General features: G+C 65.1%; 15 protein-coding genes and 1 tRNA gene. 15 read left to right on the forward strand and 1 reads right to left on the reverse strand.

The window, feature by feature from the left end; translation table 11 throughout:
• Positions 1-21 precede the first annotated feature (21 nt).
• Both carB and greA read left to right on the forward strand, forming a co-directional pair.
• A complete protein-coding gene (gene carB / locus C936_RS0108070) occupies positions 22-3,255 on the forward strand; it encodes a carbamoyl-phosphate synthase large subunit (RefSeq protein WP_018649011.1) in 3,234 nt (1,077 codons plus the stop codon).
• Positions 3,252-3,731, forward strand: coding sequence for a transcription elongation factor GreA (gene greA / locus C936_RS0108075; protein WP_018138285.1), 480 nt, complete (start codon positions 3,252-3,254; stop codon positions 3,729-3,731). Before carB ends, greA begins: the two co-directional genes overlap by 4 nt.
• A 21-nt stretch (positions 3,732-3,752) precedes the next feature.
• On the opposite strand, the gene yhbY is transcribed toward greA, so the two are convergent.
• Positions 3,753-4,052: a ribosome assembly RNA-binding protein YhbY gene (gene yhbY, locus C936_RS0108080; RefSeq protein ID WP_017925966.1), complete on the reverse strand. Its 300-nt coding sequence runs from the start codon at positions 4,050-4,052 to the stop codon at positions 3,753-3,755.
• A gap of 73 nt (positions 4,053-4,125) precedes the next feature.
• Here yhbY and rlmE point away from each other — a divergent pair, with 73 nt between their 5' ends.
• The 13 genes from rlmE (at position 4,126) to nuoF (ending at position 15,429) form a co-directional block, all read left to right on the forward strand.
• Entirely contained in the window at positions 4,126-4,752 is a 627-nt protein-coding gene (rlmE, locus tag C936_RS0108085; protein ID WP_018138283.1) for a 23S rRNA (uridine(2552)-2'-O)-methyltransferase RlmE, read from the forward strand.
• Positions 4,753-4,797: 45 nt separating this feature from the next.
• Positions 4,798-6,750 (forward strand): ATP-dependent zinc metalloprotease FtsH, encoded by a 1,953-nt coding sequence (ftsH, locus tag C936_RS0108090; RefSeq protein ID WP_018138282.1) that lies wholly within the window; start codon positions 4,798-4,800, stop codon positions 6,748-6,750.
• 89 nt (positions 6,751-6,839) lie between these two features.
• Positions 6,840-7,733 (forward strand): dihydropteroate synthase, encoded by an 894-nt coding sequence (folP, locus tag C936_RS0108095; RefSeq protein ID WP_018174733.1) that lies wholly within the window; start codon positions 6,840-6,842, stop codon positions 7,731-7,733.
• Between the two features lie 33 nt (positions 7,734-7,766).
• Positions 7,767-9,107, forward strand: coding sequence for a phosphoglucosamine mutase (glmM, locus tag C936_RS0108100; protein ID WP_018649010.1), 1,341 nt, complete (start codon positions 7,767-7,769; stop codon positions 9,105-9,107).
• A 183-nt stretch (positions 9,108-9,290) separates the two neighbouring features.
• Complete coding sequence (tpiA, locus tag C936_RS0108105; protein WP_018649009.1) at positions 9,291-10,058, forward strand: triose-phosphate isomerase; 768 nt, start codon at positions 9,291-9,293, stop codon at positions 10,056-10,058.
• Positions 10,055-10,435: a preprotein translocase subunit SecG gene (gene secG, locus C936_RS0108110; RefSeq protein ID WP_018138278.1), complete on the forward strand. Its 381-nt coding sequence runs from the start codon at positions 10,055-10,057 to the stop codon at positions 10,433-10,435. Before tpiA ends, secG begins: the two co-directional genes overlap by 4 nt.
• Before the next feature lie 26 nt (positions 10,436-10,461).
• Positions 10,462-10,546 (forward strand) — tRNA-Leu (locus tag C936_RS0108115).
• Between the two features lie 264 nt (positions 10,547-10,810).
• Positions 10,811-11,167 (forward strand): NADH-quinone oxidoreductase subunit A, encoded by a 357-nt coding sequence (locus C936_RS0108120; protein ID WP_012982121.1) that lies wholly within the window; start codon positions 10,811-10,813, stop codon positions 11,165-11,167.
• On the forward strand, positions 11,158-11,634 hold the full coding sequence (locus C936_RS0108125) for an NADH-quinone oxidoreductase subunit B family protein (RefSeq protein WP_012982122.1): 477 nt from the start codon (positions 11,158-11,160) through the stop codon (positions 11,632-11,634). Before C936_RS0108120 ends, C936_RS0108125 begins: the two co-directional genes overlap by 10 nt.
• A 17-nt stretch (positions 11,635-11,651) precedes the next feature.
• Positions 11,652-12,371: an NADH-quinone oxidoreductase subunit C gene (locus tag C936_RS0108130; RefSeq protein ID WP_018138277.1), complete on the forward strand. Its 720-nt coding sequence runs from the start codon at positions 11,652-11,654 to the stop codon at positions 12,369-12,371.
• Complete coding sequence (locus tag C936_RS0108135) at positions 12,364-13,617, forward strand: NADH-quinone oxidoreductase subunit D (RefSeq protein WP_018649008.1); 1,254 nt, start codon at positions 12,364-12,366, stop codon at positions 13,615-13,617. Before C936_RS0108130 ends, C936_RS0108135 begins: the two co-directional genes overlap by 8 nt.
• Positions 13,617-14,147, forward strand: a complete 531-nt coding sequence (gene nuoE / locus C936_RS0108140) for an NAD(P)H-dependent oxidoreductase subunit E (protein ID WP_018138275.1) — start codon at positions 13,617-13,619, stop codon at positions 14,145-14,147. The genes C936_RS0108135 and nuoE overlap by 1 nt, the downstream gene beginning before the upstream one ends.
• Before the next feature lies 1 nt (position 14,148).
• A complete protein-coding gene (nuoF, locus tag C936_RS0108145; protein WP_018138274.1) occupies positions 14,149-15,429 on the forward strand; it encodes an NADH-quinone oxidoreductase subunit NuoF in 1,281 nt (426 codons plus the stop codon).
• Positions 15,430-15,460 lie beyond the last annotated feature (31 nt).

The raw sequence follows: 15,460 nt of genomic DNA on the forward strand, positions 1-15,460 counted from the left end.
ACAGCCTGCGAGAGCCGTCACATGCCCAAGCGTACCGACATCCAGAGCATCCTGATCCTCGGGGCCGGCCCGATCGTGATCGGTCAGGCCTGCGAGTTCGACTACTCCGGCGCCCAGGCCTGCAAGGCCCTGCGCGAAGAGGGTTACCGGGTGATCCTGGTGAACTCCAACCCGGCGACCATCATGACCGATCCGGAGATGGCGGATGCCACCTACATCGAGCCGGTGGAATGGGAGACGGTCGCCAAGATCATCGAGAAGGAGCGCCCGGATGCGGTCCTGCCGACCATGGGTGGTCAGACCGCGCTGAACTGCGCGCTGGACCTGTCGAAGGAAGGCGTGCTCGAGAAGTACGGCGTGGAGATGATCGGCGCCAACGAGGCGGCGATCGACATGGCCGAGGATCGCGACCACTTCAAGGCGGCGATGGCCGATATCGGCCTGGATACCCCGACCGCGATGCTCGCGCATTCATGGGAGGAGGCGCAGGAGGTCCAGCCGAAGATCGGCTTCCCGGTGATCATTCGGCCGTCGTTCACCCTGGGCGGTTCGGGCGGCGGTATCGCCTACAACCGCGAGGAGTTCGAGTACATCGTCAAGAACGGGCTCGATCTCTCGCCGGTGAACCAGGTGCTGCTGGAGGAGTCCGCGCTGGGCTGGAAGGAGTTCGAGATGGAGGTGGTCCGCGACAAGGCGGACAACTGCATCATCATCTGCTCCATCGAGAACCTGGACCCGATGGGTATCCACACCGGGGACTCGATCACCGTGGCCCCGGCGCAGACCCTGACCGACAAGGAATACCAGATCATGCGCGACGCCTCGCTGGCGGTGCTGCGCAAGATCGGTGTGGAGACCGGCGGCTCCAACGTGCAGTTCGCGATCAACCCGGAGAACGGGCGCATGATCGTGATCGAGATGAACCCGCGGGTGTCGCGTTCCTCCGCGCTGGCCTCCAAGGCGACCGGCTTCCCGATCGCCAAGGTCGCGGCCAAGCTGGCGGTGGGCTATACCCTGGACGAGCTGAAGAACGATATCACCGGCGGACTGACCCCGGCCTCGTTCGAGCCGTCCATCGACTACGTGGTCACCAAGATCCCGCGCTTCACCTTCGAGAAGTTCCCGCAGGCCGAGGCGCGTCTGACCACGCAGATGAAGGCGGTGGGCGAGGCGATGGCCATCGGCCGCACCTTCCAGGAGTCGTTCCAGAAGGCGCTGCGCTCGATGGAGACCGACATGGACGGCCTTGACGAGCGGATTGATCTGACGGCCGAAGATGTCGTCGATCAGCTGCGCACGAAGCTCGCCAACCCCAGCCCCGACCAGGTGCTGTACGTGGCCGATGCCTTCCGCGCCGGCTTCTCGATCCAGGACATCTTCGAGCTGACCGCGATCGATCCCTGGTTCCTGGCCCAGATCCAGGAGCTGGTGGATGTCGAGAAGAGTCTCAAGGATCGCATCCTGAGCGACATCAAGGCCGAGGAGATGTACCGCCTGAAGCAGCGCGGCTTCTCCGACCTGCGCCTGGCCAAGCTCCTCAACGAGACCGAAAAGGCCGTGCGCAAGCACCGTCACGGCCTGGGCGTGCGCCCGGTGTACAAGCGGGTGGATACCTGTGCGGCCGAGTTCGCCACCACGACCGCATACATGTACTCCTCCTATGAAGAGGAGAACGAGGCGGACCCGACCGACAAGCAGAAGATCATGGTCCTGGGCGGCGGGCCGAACCGCATCGGCCAGGGTATCGAGTTCGACTACTGCTGCGTGCATGCCGCACTCGCGATGCGCGAGGACGGGTACGAGACCATCATGGTCAACTGCAACCCGGAGACTGTCTCCACCGACTATGACACCTCGGATCGGCTGTACTTCGAGCCGCTGACCCTGGAGGACGTGCTGGAGGTCGTGGCGACCGAACAGCCGGCCGGCGTGATCGTGCAGTACGGCGGCCAGACCCCGCTGAAGCTCGCGCGGGATCTCGAGGCGGCCGGCGTGCCGATCATCGGCACCAGCCCGGACTCGATCGACCTGGCCGAGGACCGCGAGCGCTTCCAGGCCCTGCTGAACAAGCTGGGACTCAAGCAGCCGCCGAACCGCACCGCGCGCAGCGAGGAAGAGGCGGAGAAGCTGGCCGACGAGATCGGCTACCCGCTGGTGGTGCGCCCGTCCTACGTGCTCGGTGGCCGCGCGATGGAGATCGTGCGCGACCGCGAAGACCTGCGCAGCTACATGCAGAACGCGGTGTCCGTCTCCAACGATGCCCCGGTGCTGCTGGACCGCTTCCTGGATGACGCGATCGAGGTGGATGTCGATGCCATCTCGGATGGCGAGAACGTGATCATCGGCGGGATCATGGAACACATCGAGCAGGCCGGCGTGCATTCGGGTGACTCGGCCTGTTCGCTGCCGCCCTTCTCGCTGTCCCTGGAGCTGCAGGACGAGATGGTCGAGCAGGTGCGCAAGATGGCACTGGGGCTCAAGGTCGTCGGCCTGATGAATACCCAGTTCGCGATCAAGGGCGACGATATCTACGTGCTGGAGGTCAACCCGCGCGCCTCGCGCACCGTGCCATATGTCTCCAAGAGCGTCGGCCGGCCGCTGGCCAAGATCGCCGCCCGCTGCATGGCCGGGCAGACCCTGCCCGAGCAGGGCGTGGGTGATGCCGTCTACCCCGACTACTATTCGGTGAAAGAATCGGTGTTCCCGTTCGCCAAGTTCCAGGGCGTGGACCCGATCCTGGGGCCGGAGATGAAGTCCACCGGCGAGGTGATGGGGGTCGGTCGCAGCTTCGCCGAGGCCTTCGCCAAGAGCCAGTTGGGGGCGGGCGTCCTGTTGCCGTCCACCGGCAAGGCCTTCGTGTCGGTGCGCGAGATCGACAAGCCGCATGTGGCCGAGGTCGCCCGGCGCCTGGTCGAGCTGGGATTTGAGGTCCTGGCGACCCGCGGTACGGCGAAGGTTCTGGAGGAGGCCGACATCACGGTCACGCGCGTGAACAAGGTGACCGAAGGCCGCCCGCATATTGTCGACATGATCAAGAACGACGAGATCAGCTTCATTATCAATACCGTGGAGGGCAAGCAGTCGACCTCCGATTCCTACACCATTCGGCGCGAGGCGCTGATGCACAAGGTGGGCTATACCACGACCATCGCCGGTGCGCGTGCCACGGTGCAGGCCTTGGATCATCTGGGGGCGAACGATGTGTTCCGGCTGCAGGACCTCCATCAGGAGAATCTCGGAGGGAAGAGCGCATGAACAAGACCCCGTTGACCGTCACCGGCGCCGAGAAGATGAAGGCGGAGCTGAAGAAGCTGAAAGGCGAGGATCGCCCGCGGGTGGTGAATGCGATCGCCGATGCGCGCGAACACGGTGACCTGAAGGAAAACGCCGAATACCACGCTGCGCGCGAGCAGCAGAGCTTCATCGAGGGTCGCATCCGCGAGCTGGAGGGCAAGCTCTCCAATGCCCAGATCATCGACGTCACGGCCCTGCCGCAGACGGGCAAGGTCGTGTTCGGTGTGACCGTGGTGCTCGAGGCGACCGAGGACGGGCGCAAGGTGACCTACAAGATCGTTGGCGAGGACGAGGCCGACATCAAACAGAACATGATTTCGGTGTCCTCGCCGATCGCGCGCGCGCTGATCGGCAAGGAAGAGGGCGATGTCGTGACCGTCCAGGCGCCGGGCGGCGAGACGGAGTACGAGATCCTCGAGGTGCGCTACGTCAACTGACGTAGCGGCCTGCGGCTGGGATCAGGCCGGGTCGAGGGTCACCTTGGGCTCGTCCGGATTGCGCCGGAACAGGGTCGCCACGTAGCCGATTCGCTGGACCAGGGCCGCACCCGTGCGTTCGCACAGGTCCTCGACCGTGCCATTGCGGGCCTCGCGGTCGCCGATATTGACCTTGATCTTGACCAGTTCGTGATGTGCCAGTGCCTGTTCCAGCTCCTTGACCACGGCGTCCGTCAGGCCATTGCGGCCGATGGTTACGATGGGCTTGCGCGGGTGGGCGAGGCTGCGCAGGTGGCGGCGTTGCGCGTCGGTCAGATTCACGTGGGATTCGATTCGGTATTGGAACACGGAAATTGTAGCACGCGGATCGCGTGCCTGAGCCAGGAGAACCTCGGTGCCCAAGCGTAGCCGTTCCAGTCAACGCTGGCTGAAGGAGCACTTTGACGACCCGTACGTGCAGCGGGCGCAGCAGGAGGGCTACCGCGGCCGCGCCGTGTACAAGCTGCAGGAGATCGACGAACGTGACCGGCTGCTCAAACCGGGCATGCGCGTGGTCGACCTGGGGGCGGCACCGGGCGGCTGGACGCAGTACGCCGCCCAGAAGATCGGTCGCAAGGGGGTGCTCGTGGCCTCCGACATCCTGCCGATGGACCCCGTGCCCGGTGCCACGATCATTACCGGTGACTTTCGCGAGGATGCGGTCCTGGGGGCGATCCTGGAGGCGCTGGACGGGCAGCGCGCGGACCTTGTGCTTTCCGATATGGCCCCCAACCTAACCGGTACGGATGCCATCGACCAGCCGCGGTCGATCCACTTGTGCGAGCTGGCGCTGGAGTTGGCCTGCGATGTGCTGAACCCTCGGGGTGCGATGCTGGTCAAGTTGTTTCAGGGTGAGGGATCGGACGCCTACCTGGCCGAGGTACGGCGCCGGTTCGAGAAGGTGCAGGTGCGCAAACCGCAAGCCTCGCGCCCACGGTCACGCGAAGTGTACGTATTGGCGCGCGGCCCTCGGGATGTGTAAAGCTCGCGGGAATCCACGTAGGTAAAAGTTTTTCGAGGTGGCGTTTTGAACGGTCTGGCCAAGAATTTGATCATCTGGGCGGTTATCGCAATCGTCCTGATGTCGGTATTCAACAACTTCAGCCCGCAACAGCAGCAGGATGTGCGGAGTATTACCTATTCCGAGTTCATCCGGGATGTGCAGGGCGGTCGGATCGACAGCGTCACCATCGAGGGCGACAAGATCCGTGGCCAGACCATCGAGGGTCAGCGCTTCACCACGGTCAATCCCAATGACACCGGCCTGATCGGTGATCTGCTGCAGAACAATGTGGAGATCAATGCACAGGAGGATGCCGAGCGTTCGCTGCTGATGAGCATCCTGATTTCCTGGTTCCCGATGCTGCTGCTGATTGCCGTGTGGATCTATTTCATGCGCCAGATGCAGGGTGGCGGTGGCGCCGGCCGTGGGGCGATGTCCTTCGGCAAGTCCAAGGCCAAGCTGATGTCCGAGGACCAGGTAAAGGTTACCTTCGGCGACGTGGCCGGCTGTGACGAGGCGAAGGAAGAGGTCTCCGAGCTGGTCGACTTCCTGCGTGACCCGTCCAAGTTCCAGAAGCTCGGTGGCCAGATCCCGCGTGGCGTCCTGATGGTCGGCTCGCCGGGTACCGGGAAGACCCTGCTGGCCAAGGCCATTGCCGGCGAGGCCAAGGTCCCGTTCTTCAGTATCTCCGGTTCAGACTTCGTGGAGATGTTCGTGGGTGTGGGCGCCTCGCGTGTGCGTGACATGTTCTCCGAGGCCAAGAAGCACGCCCCCTGCATCATCTTTATCGACGAGATCGACGCAGTCGGACGCCAGCGTGGCGCCGGCATGGGTGGCGGTCACGACGAGCGCGAGCAGACCCTGAACCAGCTCCTGGTCGAGATGGACGGCTTCGAGGGCACCGAGGGCATCATCGTGATCGCCGCGACCAACCGCCCGGACGTGCTCGACCCGGCGCTGCTGCGCCCGGGCCGCTTTGACCGCCAGGTGGTGGTGCCGCCGCCGGACGTGCGTGGCCGCGAGCAGATCCTCAAGGTCCACATGAAGAAGACGCCGATCGCCGAAGACGTGCGTCCGGACCTCATCGCGCGTGGCACGCCGGGCTTCTCCGGCGCGGACCTGGCGAACCTGGTCAATGAGGCAGCCCTGTTTGCGGCCCGGGCCGGCAAGCGCCTGGTCGACATGAGCGACTTCGAGCGCGCCAAGGACAAGATCATGATGGGCGCCGAGCGCAAGTCCATGGTGATGTCCGAGGACGAAAAGAAGCTGACGGCCTACCACGAGGCGGGGCACGCGATCGTCGGGCTCACGGTCCCCGAGCACGACCCGGTCTACAAGGTCAGCATCATTCCGCGTGGACGGGCCCTGGGTGTGACCATGTTCCTGCCCGAGGAGGATCGCTACAGCCACTCCAAGACCCGACTGGAGAGCCAGCTGGCGAGCCTTTTTGGGGGGCGTCTGGCGGAAGAAATCATCTTTGGCGACGACAAGGTGACCACCGGTGCCTCCAACGACATCGAGCGCGCCACGCAGATTGCGCGCAACATGGTGACCAAGTGGGGTCTTTCCGAGAAGCTGGGTCCGCTGGACTACGGCGAAGAGGAAGGGCACCCGTTCCTCGGCGGGCAGATGGGGGCGAAGTCCAAGCCGATGTCCGACGAGACCGCGCGCCAGATCGACGCCGAGGTGCGCCGGATCATCGACACGAACTACCAGAATGCGAAGCAGATCCTGCTGGACAACCTCGACAGACTGCACGCGATGGCCAAGGCGCTGATGAAGTACGAGACCATCGATGACAAGCAGATCGAGGACATTATGGCCGGACGCGAGCCCCGAGAACCGGCGGACTGGGACAGCGACAGCGGTTCCGGTGGGTCGGCGCAGGCGAGTGACGAGCCCGCTGGCGATTCCGACGACGGCCGCGAGGACGACGACAGCAAGGGTGTCGTCGGCGGGCCTGCCCCGCAGTCCTGATCGAGCGAGGTATCACTCCGGTGGCGAAAGGCCACCATGGGCCGCCAGGGACTCCTTGGCGGCCTTTTCATTTGGCGGGGGGCAAAGACATGGGCATGGATACGGAAGGCGCGCCTGCGGTCCTGCGCTGCGGAAGGCATCGGCTGGCGCTGGATCGCCCGCGGATCATGGGCATCCTGAATGTCACGCCCGATTCGTTCTCCGATGGCGGCTCGCATCAGCGTGTGGAACAGGCCCTGGAGCATGCCCGCACGATGGTGGAGCAGGGCGCTGACCTGATCGATATCGGGGGCGAGTCGACGCGTCCGGGGGCGCAGCCGGTCGCACTGGACGAGGAACGGCGGCGGGTGTTGCCGGTGGTCGAGGCCCTTGCCGCGGAACTGGATGTCCCGCTGTCGGTGGACACGATGAAGCCGGCCGTGATGCGCGAGGCCGTGGCGGCCGGGGCGACGCTGCTGAACGACGTTAACGGGTTTCGCGCCGAGGGGGCCTGGGAGGCTGCCGTGGCCGCCGCCCGCGAGCAGGGTGTAGCCCTGTGCGCGATGCACATGCAGGGGGAGCCGCAGTCCATGCAGCAGGCGCCGCACTACGACGACGTCGCGCGGGACGTGGGCGCGTTTCTGCGCGATCGGCGCGAGGCGTTCGCGCGCGATGGCGTGCCAGCCGAGCAGTTGTTGCTGGACCCGGGGTTCGGATTCGGCAAGACGCTGGAGCACAATCTGGCACTCTTCCATGCGCTGCCCGCGCTGGCCGAGCTCGGGTCCCCGCTGCTGGTGGGGGTCTCGCGCAAGTCGATGATTGGTGCCCTGCTGGGGGATTGCCCGGTGCAGGAACGTGACGCCGGTTCCGCGATTGCGGCGTTACTGGCGGCGCAGGCCGGCGCGCGTGTCCTGCGTGTGCACGATGTCGCAGGGACACACGATGCGCTGGCGCTATACTCCGCACTGACACCACAGGCGTGGCGGGGCTCCCGTCAGTCGTGATTCGTATTCAGTATTAAGGGAGAAGCAAGCGGCATGGGGCGTTATTTCGGCACCGACGGGATTCGTGGGCGTACAGGCGACTGGCCGATGACGCCCGAATTCGCGCTGCGTCTGGGCTATGCGGTAGGCGAGGTGCTGGGCGCGCGGGCCCAGCGTCAGGGTCCGGTGCTCGTGGGGAAGGACACCCGGGTCTCGGGCTACATGTTCGAGTCGGCGCTGCAGGCCGGGTTGTCGGCTGCGGGCCTGGATGTCGCCCTGCTGGGGCCGATGCCGACGCCCGCGGTGGCCTATCTCACGCGGACGTTCCGTGCGACCGCCGGTGTGGTGATCAGCGCCTCGCACAACCCGTTTCACGATAACGGCTTCAAGTTCTTCACCCCGGAGGGCGACAAGCTCGCGGATGCGGTGGAGGAGGCTATCGAGGCACGGCTGGAAGAGCCGCAGCGCTCGGTGGACGGGGCCCACCTCGGCAAGGCCGTCCGTATCGCCGATGCCGCCGGGCGTTACATCGAGTTCTGCAAGAGCGCGATCCCGGCGCGCTCCGAGCTGCGCGGCCTGCGTGTCGTGGTCGATTGTGCCCACGGCGCGACCTACAACGTCGCCCCGCCGGTATTCGAGGAACTCGGGGCCGAGGTGGAAATCCTGGGTGCCCGCCCGGATGGCTATAACATCAACGCCGGCGTGGGCGCGCTGTACCCGGAGGTCGTGGCCGAGCAGGTGAAGGCCTCCGGGGCTGACCTCGGGATCGCCCTCGATGGTGACGGTGACCGCGTGATCCTGGCCGATGCGAACGGCAACGTGGTCGATGGTGACCAGATCCTGGGGATTCTCGCCCTCGATCGTCAGCAGTCGGGCCTGCTCCAGGGCGGCGTGGTCGGTACGCTGATGACCAACCTTGGGCTCGAGAATGCCCTGGGCGAGCACGGGATCCCGTTTATTCGCGCCAAGGTGGGTGATCGCTACGTGCTCGAGGAGCTGCGTCAGCGCGCCTGGATGCTGGGCGGAGAGGGATCCGGGCACATCGTCTGCCTGGAGCACACGACGACCGGTGACGGGACCGTTGCGGCATTGCAGGTCGCCCACCTGATGCATCGCACCGGCTGCTCGCTCGCGGAGCTCGCGGCGAAGATCCCGAAGCTCCCGCAGTGCCTCGTGAACGTCCCGGTCTCGGGCAAGGCCAATGGCTGTCTGGAGGCGCCCGCCGTGCGCTCCGAGGTCGCCGCGGTTGAGGCCGAGTTGGGTGCGCACGGGCGTGTCCTGCTGCGCCCGTCCGGTACCGAGCCCCTGGTGCGCGTGATGGTCGAGGCCGAGGACGAAGTCATTACCCGTCAGGCCGCCGAGCGCATCGCCGACAGCATCCGCGCGGCTGTTTGATCCCGGTCTGCGGGCGTCGTCGGCCGATGGGTGATTCTTCACGGGACAGGCCGCCCGTTTGCCCGGACCTGGGCTCGGTTGATTTGCACCGGGTGCGCCGGTAACATCCCGCCGCTCTAATCATCATGATCGGACTCCGTGTATCCGCGCGGATCCGACCGTTCTCGCAGGAGGAAGATCCGCATGCGCAAGCCGCTGGTCGCCGGTAACTGGAAGATGAACGGTTCGCGCGAAGCGAACCGCGCCCTCCTGTCGGCCCTGAAGGGCAGTCTGGGTGACCTGCAGGGTGTCGACGTCGCGGTGTGTCCGCCCGCCGTCTACCTCGCCGAGATTGCCGAGACCCTGTCGGGTAGCGTGATCGAGGTCGGTGCACAGGATTGCTCGGACCAGGAAAAGGGCGCGTATACCGGTGAGCTGGCCGGCTCCATGCTGGCTGAGGCGGGCTGCCGTTACGTGATCGTTGGCCACTCCGAGCGGCGCGAGCGCCAGAACGAGACCAGCGAATGGGTGGCGGCCAAGTTCATCGCCGCCCAGGCCGCCGGCCTGACGCCGATCCTGTGTGTTGGCGAGCAGAAGAGTGACCGCGAAGGCGGGCGCACCGAATCCGTGGTGGCCGAGCAGCTGGATGCGGTGCTGGATGCCGCCGGCGTCGAGACCTTTGATCGCGCCGTCATCGCCTACGAGCCCGTCTGGGCAATCGGAACCGGCCTGACCGCCACGCCCGAGCAGGCGCAGGAAGTGCACGCCTTTATCCGCAACCGAGTGGCGGGCCGCGACCCGCGTGTCGCTGCGGATCTACGCGTCCTCTACGGCGGCAGCATGAAGGCGGACAACGCCGCGGGCCTGCTGGCGCTGGAAGACATCGACGGCGGGCTGATTGGTGGCGCCTCGCTGGACGCCGATGCCTTTACCGCGATCGCCCGCGCGGCGGCCGAGCGGGTCGCGGCATGATCTACGGGTTGCTCCTGGTCGTTCAGGTCTCGGTCTCGATCGCCCTGATCGCCCTCGTGCTGATGCAGCATGGCAAGGGTGCCGACGCGGGGGCGGCCTTTGGCAGTGGTGCGTCCGCGACCGTGTTCGGTGCGCGCGGGTCGGCCAATTTTCTGAGCCGCTCGACCGCGTTTCTGGCTGTTGTGTTCTTCGTGAACAGCTTGACGCTGGCCTATCTCGCCTCCTCGACGCCTCAGGCCGAAAGCCTGATGGATCAGCTCGAAGCGGAAGAGATGCGCGAGGAGGGTGATATTCCGGAAGGCATTCCCGGTACAGTACCCCGGGATGACGAATCGGATGCCCCGGCCTCCGACCGCCCGGCCGACGTACCTGAATAGGCCGGCGACCGCGGCCTCTTAGACAGGCAGATGTGGTGGAATTGGTAGACACGCTATCTTGAGGGGGTAGTGGCGAAAGCCGTGTGGGTTCGAGTCCCACCATCTGCACCATTTCGAAGGCCCCTGGCGACGTTCGAGAATCGGCGTCAGGAGTCAAAACAAAATAAAATCAGTAACTTATAAAATTACAAATACTTGACACCGTTTTCACGGTTCACCTAGACTCCGTGCCCGGTATGCGCCCTTGCCTCGTCCATCGAGGTGGCCACCAACCGGTGCATTCAACCAGCAACGCTAGAACGGCTCGCGGACGCGCCGGATCCACGCGGCACCCTGCGAACCGACCCGCCCGAGGGCGGTGTACGGGAGAGAGACATGCTGGAAGGTTATCTACCCATCCTGCTGTTCATCGCAGTGGGGATCGTGATCGGCATCGTGCCGCTGGTGGTCGGGATGGCCGTCGGGCCGCGCAAGCCCGACGCCGCGAAGAATTCGCCATACGAGTGCGGCTTTGAGGCCTTCGAGGACTCGCGGCTGAAGTTCGATGTGCGCTTCTACCTGGTCGCGATCCTCTTCATCATCTTCGATCTCGAGATCGCATTTCTCTTCCCGTGGGCGGTATCGCTGGATGCCATTGGCCTGTTCGGGCTTCTTGCGATGGCCGTGTTTTTGCTCATTCTGGTCGTCGGATTCATTTATGAGTGGAAGAAGGGGGCGCTGGAATGGGAATAGAAGGCGTTCTTGAAAAGGGCTTCGTCACCACCTCGGCTGACAAGCTCATCAACTGGGCCCGTACCGGCTCCCTGTGGCCGATGACCTTCGGGCTCGCCTGCTGTGCGGTCGAGATGATGCACGCCGGTGCCGCGCGCTATGACCTCGACCGCTTCGGGATCATCTTCCGGCCCAGCCCGCGCCAGTCCGACGTGATGATCGTCGCCGGCACGCTGGTCAACAAGATGGCGCCGGCGCTGCGCAAGGTGTACGACCAGATGCCCGAGCCGCGCTGGGTGATCTCCATGGGCTCCTGCGCCAATGGCGGCGGCTACTACCACTACTCCTATGCCGTGGTGCGCGGGTGCGACCGCATCGTGCCGGTGGATGTCTACGTGCCTGGCTGTCCGCCCACGGCCGAGGCACTGCTCTACGGCATCATCCAGCTGCAGAACAAGATCCGGCGCACGAACACCATCGCGCGCTGACGCACCCGGGGTTTCAGATGGCTGAACAAGACAACTGGATCGACGCCCTGCGGGCGGAACTGGGCGACGCCCTGGAGACGGTCACGGAGGCATATGACGAGGTCACCGTCGATATCCGGCCGGAGTCCTGGCGCGAGGCCGCCGAGAAGCTGCGCGACGCGTTCGGCTTCGAGATGCTGATCGACCTGTGTGGCGTGGACTATCTCGAATACGGCCAGGACGAATGGGGCACGGAGTCCGCGACCAACACGGGTTTCTCCCGCGGGGTCGAGGCGGCCACCTCCGGGCGCTTCACGTTCGACGACGCGCCGGAAGACAGCCTCTGGGACGGGCCACGCTTCACCGTGGCCGTGCAACTGCTGTCGATCCAGCACAATCGTCGCCTGCGTATGCGCGCCTGGCTGGCCGATGACGAATTCCCCGAGATCGAGTCGCTGGTGGAGGTCTGGGCCTCGGCCAACTGGTTCGAGCGCGAGGCCTTCGACCTGTTCGGGATCCTGTTCTCCGGGCACCCGGACCTGCGCCGCATCCTCACGGACTACGGCTTCGTCGGTCATCCGTTCCGCAAGGACTTCCCGCTGGTCGGTCATGTGGAGATGCGCTACGACGCCGAACAGGCGCGCGTGGTGTACCAGCCGGTGACCATCGAGCCGCGTGTGCTGGTGCCCAAGGTGATCCGCGACGACCATCGCTACAGCGAGGGCGAGAAGCCAGGCGAAGGAGCCGAGAATGCCTGAGATTCGCAACTTCACCCTGAACTTCGGGCCGCAGCATCCGTCCGCCCACGGCGTGCTGCGCCTGGTGCTGGAGATGGATGGCGAGGTCGTGCAGCGCGCCGACCCGCATATCGGCCTTCTTCACCGCGGGACCGAGAAGCTCGCCGAGAGCAAGCCGTACAACCAGTCTATCGGCTACATGGACCGCCTCGACTACGTGTCGATGATGGCCAACGAGCACGGCTACGTGCTGGCGATGGAAAAGCTGCTCCAGATCGAGGCCCCGCTGCGGGCACAGTACATCCGGGTAATGTTCGACGAGATTACCCGCATCCTGAATCACCTGATGTGGCTGGGCGCCCACGCGCTGGATATCGGCGCGATGGCGGTGTTCCTGTATGCCTTCCGCGAGCGCGAGGACCTGATGGACTGCTACGAGGCGGTCTCGGGTGCGCGCATGCACGCGACCTATTACCGTCCGGGTGGGGTCGCGCGCGACCTGCCGGGGACCATGCCGCAGTACCAGCCGTCCTCCTGGAAATCCCAGGAAGTGGTGGATGACCTGAACAGGATTCGCCAGGGCTCGCTGCTGGACTTCATCGAGGCGTTTACCGAACGCTTCCCGGGTTGCGTCGACGAGTACGAGACCCTGCTGACCGACAACCGTATCTGGAAACAGCGCACCGTGGGCATCGGCGTGGTCGATCCCGAACGTGCCATGCAGCTGGGCTTTACCGGCCCGATGCTGCGCGGCTCCGGCATCGAGTGGGACCTGCGCAAGAAGCAGCCCTACGAGGTCTATGACCGCCTCGACTTCGATATCCCGGTGGGCGTCAACGGCGACTGCTACGACCGCTACCTGGTGCGGATCGAGGAGATGCGCCAGTCCAACCGCATCATCCGCCAGTGTGTGGACTGGCTGCGCCAGAATCCGGGTCCGGTGCTGCTCGAGGATCACAAGATCACCCCGCCGAAGCGCGAGGAGATGAAGGCCGACATGGAGGCCCTGATCCACCACTTCAAGCTGTTCACCGAGGGGATGTGCCTGCCGGAAGGCGAGGCCTATGCCGCGGTCGAGCATCCGAAGGGCGAGTTCGGCGTGTATCTGGTCTCGGATGGTTCCAACAAGCCCTATCGCCTGAAGGTCCGTCCGCCGGGCTTTGTGCACCTGTCCGCGCTGGACGAGATGGCGCGTGGCCACATGCTGGCCGACGTGGTCGCGATCATCGGGACCCAGGACATCGTATTCGGGGAGATCGACCGCTGATGGCTGCCGAACAGAAAACCGTCGCCTTCCACAAGCCCGCCGGCAAGAAGGTGGAGCTCAGCCACCACGAGCGCGAAGAGATCGACGCCTGGGTGGCGCGCTATCCGGACGACCAGAAGCGCTCCGCGGTTCTCGGCGCCCTGCGCGCAGTGCAGCACGAGGACGGCTATCTCTCTACCGCGAAGATGGACGCCGTGGCCGAGTACCTCGGCCTGCCGGCGATCGCGGTGTACGAGGTCGGCTCGTTCTACTCGATGTACGAGCTGGAGCCGGTTGGGAAGCACACCATCATGGTGTGCAACAACATCTCCTGCATGCTGCGCGGCTCGGAACAGATCATCGAGCACCTGGAGAATCGTCTCGGCATCAAGCTCGGCGAGAGCACGCCGGACGGCAAGTTCTACCTGAAGATGGAAGAGGAGTGCCTGGCGGCCTGCTGTGGTGCCCCGATGATGCAGGTAGACCACGTCTACTACGAGAATCTCACCCCCGAGAAGGTGGACGAGATTCTTGACGGTCTGGAGAAGTAGCATGGCCAACCAGATCTGCTTTGCGACCCGCTACCTGGACGACCCTGCCTCGCTCGAGACCTACAAGAGCGTCGGCGGCTACCAGGCGCTGGAGAAGGTCTACAAGGGCAAGATGGCCCCCGAGGACGTGATCGAGGAGGTCAAGGCCTCCAACCTGCGCGGCCGCGGCGGGGCGGGCTTCCCGACCGGGCTCAAGTGGTCGTTCATGCCGCGCAACACCCCGGGCCAGAAGTACATCGTCTGCAACTCGGACGAATCCGAGCCGGGCACCTGCAAGGACCGCGAGATCCTGATGTACAACCCGCATGCCCTGATCGAGGGCATGGCGATCGCCGGCTACGCGATCGGCGCGACCGTGGGCTACAACTACATGCGCGGCGAGTTCATGGACGAGGTGAACACGCGCTTTACGGCAGCCCTGAAAGAGGCCTACGACGCCGGTTATCTCGGTAAGGACATCTTCGGTTCCGGGGTCGATTTCGATCTCCACCCGTCGCTGGGCGCCGGCGCCTACATCTGCGGCGAGGAGACGGCTCTGCTTGAGTCGCTGGAAGGCAAGAAGGGCCAGCCGCGCTTCAAGCCGCCGTTCCCGGCCAACTACGGCCTGTACGGCAAGCCGACCACGATCAACAACACCGAGTCACTGGCCTCGATCCCGGCGATCATCCGCAACGGCGGGCAGTGGTTCGCCGATCTGGGGGTGCCCAAGTCCGGTGGCGAGAAGCTGTTCTCCGTCTCCGGACACGTGAACAAGCCCGGGAACTACGAGATCCCTCTGGGCACGCCTTTCAAGGACCTCCTGGAGATGGCCGGTGGCGTGCTGAACGGGCGCAAGCTGAAGGCCGTGATCCCCGGCGGATCGTCGGTTCCGGTGGTCCCGGGCGATGTGATGCTGAAGGCCAACATGGACTTCGACTCGATCGCCCAGGCCGGGTCCATGCTGGGCTCCGGCGCGGTGATCGTGATGGATGAGACCGCCGACATGGTCAAGGCCCTGCAGCGCATCTCGCGCTTCTACTTCTCCGAGTCCTGCGGCCAGTGCACGCCCTGCCGCGAGGGGACCGGCTGGCTCTATCGCATGCTGACCCGCATCGTGGAAGGGCAGGGCCGTCCCGAGGATCTGGAGCGCCTGGACGACGTGGCCAGCAAGATCGAGGGGCATACCATCTGCGCCCTGGGCGATGCCGCGGCGATGCCGGTGCGCAGCTTCATCAAGCACTTCCGCCACGAATTCGAATACTACATCCAGCACGGTCGGAGCCCGGTGGCAGACGCCGCCTGACGCCCCCCCGCGCATCCGCAGCAGGAATCGA

It is taken from the genome of Thioalkalivibrio sp. ALJ4, assembly GCF_000377225.1.
Lineage (GTDB): Bacteria > Pseudomonadota > Gammaproteobacteria > Ectothiorhodospirales > Ectothiorhodospiraceae > Thioalkalivibrio.

What these genes read in the sequence shown, in the direction of transcription:
- C936_RS0108135 (WP_018649008.1), top strand. Translation starts at nt 12,364, where the DNA reads ATGCCTGAGATTCGCAACTTCACCCTGAACTTCGGGCCGCAGCATCCG.
- C936_RS0108130 (WP_018138277.1), top strand. Translation starts at nt 11,652, where the DNA reads ATGGCTGAACAAGACAACTGGATCGACGCCCTGCGGGCGGAACTGGGC.
- glmM (WP_018649010.1), top strand. Translation starts at nt 7,767, where the DNA reads ATGGGGCGTTATTTCGGCACCGACGGGATTCGTGGGCGTACAGGCGAC.
- carB (WP_018649011.1), top strand. Translation starts at nt 22, where the DNA reads ATGCCCAAGCGTACCGACATCCAGAGCATCCTGATCCTCGGGGCCGGC.
- secG (WP_018138278.1), top strand. Translation starts at nt 10,055, where the DNA reads ATGATCTACGGGTTGCTCCTGGTCGTTCAGGTCTCGGTCTCGATCGCC.
- folP (WP_018174733.1), top strand. Translation starts at nt 6,840, where the DNA reads ATGGGCATGGATACGGAAGGCGCGCCTGCGGTCCTGCGCTGCGGAAGG.
- nuoE (WP_018138275.1), top strand. Translation starts at nt 13,617, where the DNA reads ATGGCTGCCGAACAGAAAACCGTCGCCTTCCACAAGCCCGCCGGCAAG.
- C936_RS0108120 (WP_012982121.1), top strand. Translation starts at nt 10,811, where the DNA reads ATGCTGGAAGGTTATCTACCCATCCTGCTGTTCATCGCAGTGGGGATC.
- tpiA (WP_018649009.1), top strand. Translation starts at nt 9,291, where the DNA reads ATGCGCAAGCCGCTGGTCGCCGGTAACTGGAAGATGAACGGTTCGCGC.
- C936_RS0108125 (WP_012982122.1), top strand. Translation starts at nt 11,158, where the DNA reads ATGGGAATAGAAGGCGTTCTTGAAAAGGGCTTCGTCACCACCTCGGCT.
- greA (WP_018138285.1), top strand. Translation starts at nt 3,252, where the DNA reads ATGAACAAGACCCCGTTGACCGTCACCGGCGCCGAGAAGATGAAGGCG.
- nuoF (WP_018138274.1), top strand. Translation starts at nt 14,149, where the DNA reads ATGGCCAACCAGATCTGCTTTGCGACCCGCTACCTGGACGACCCTGCC.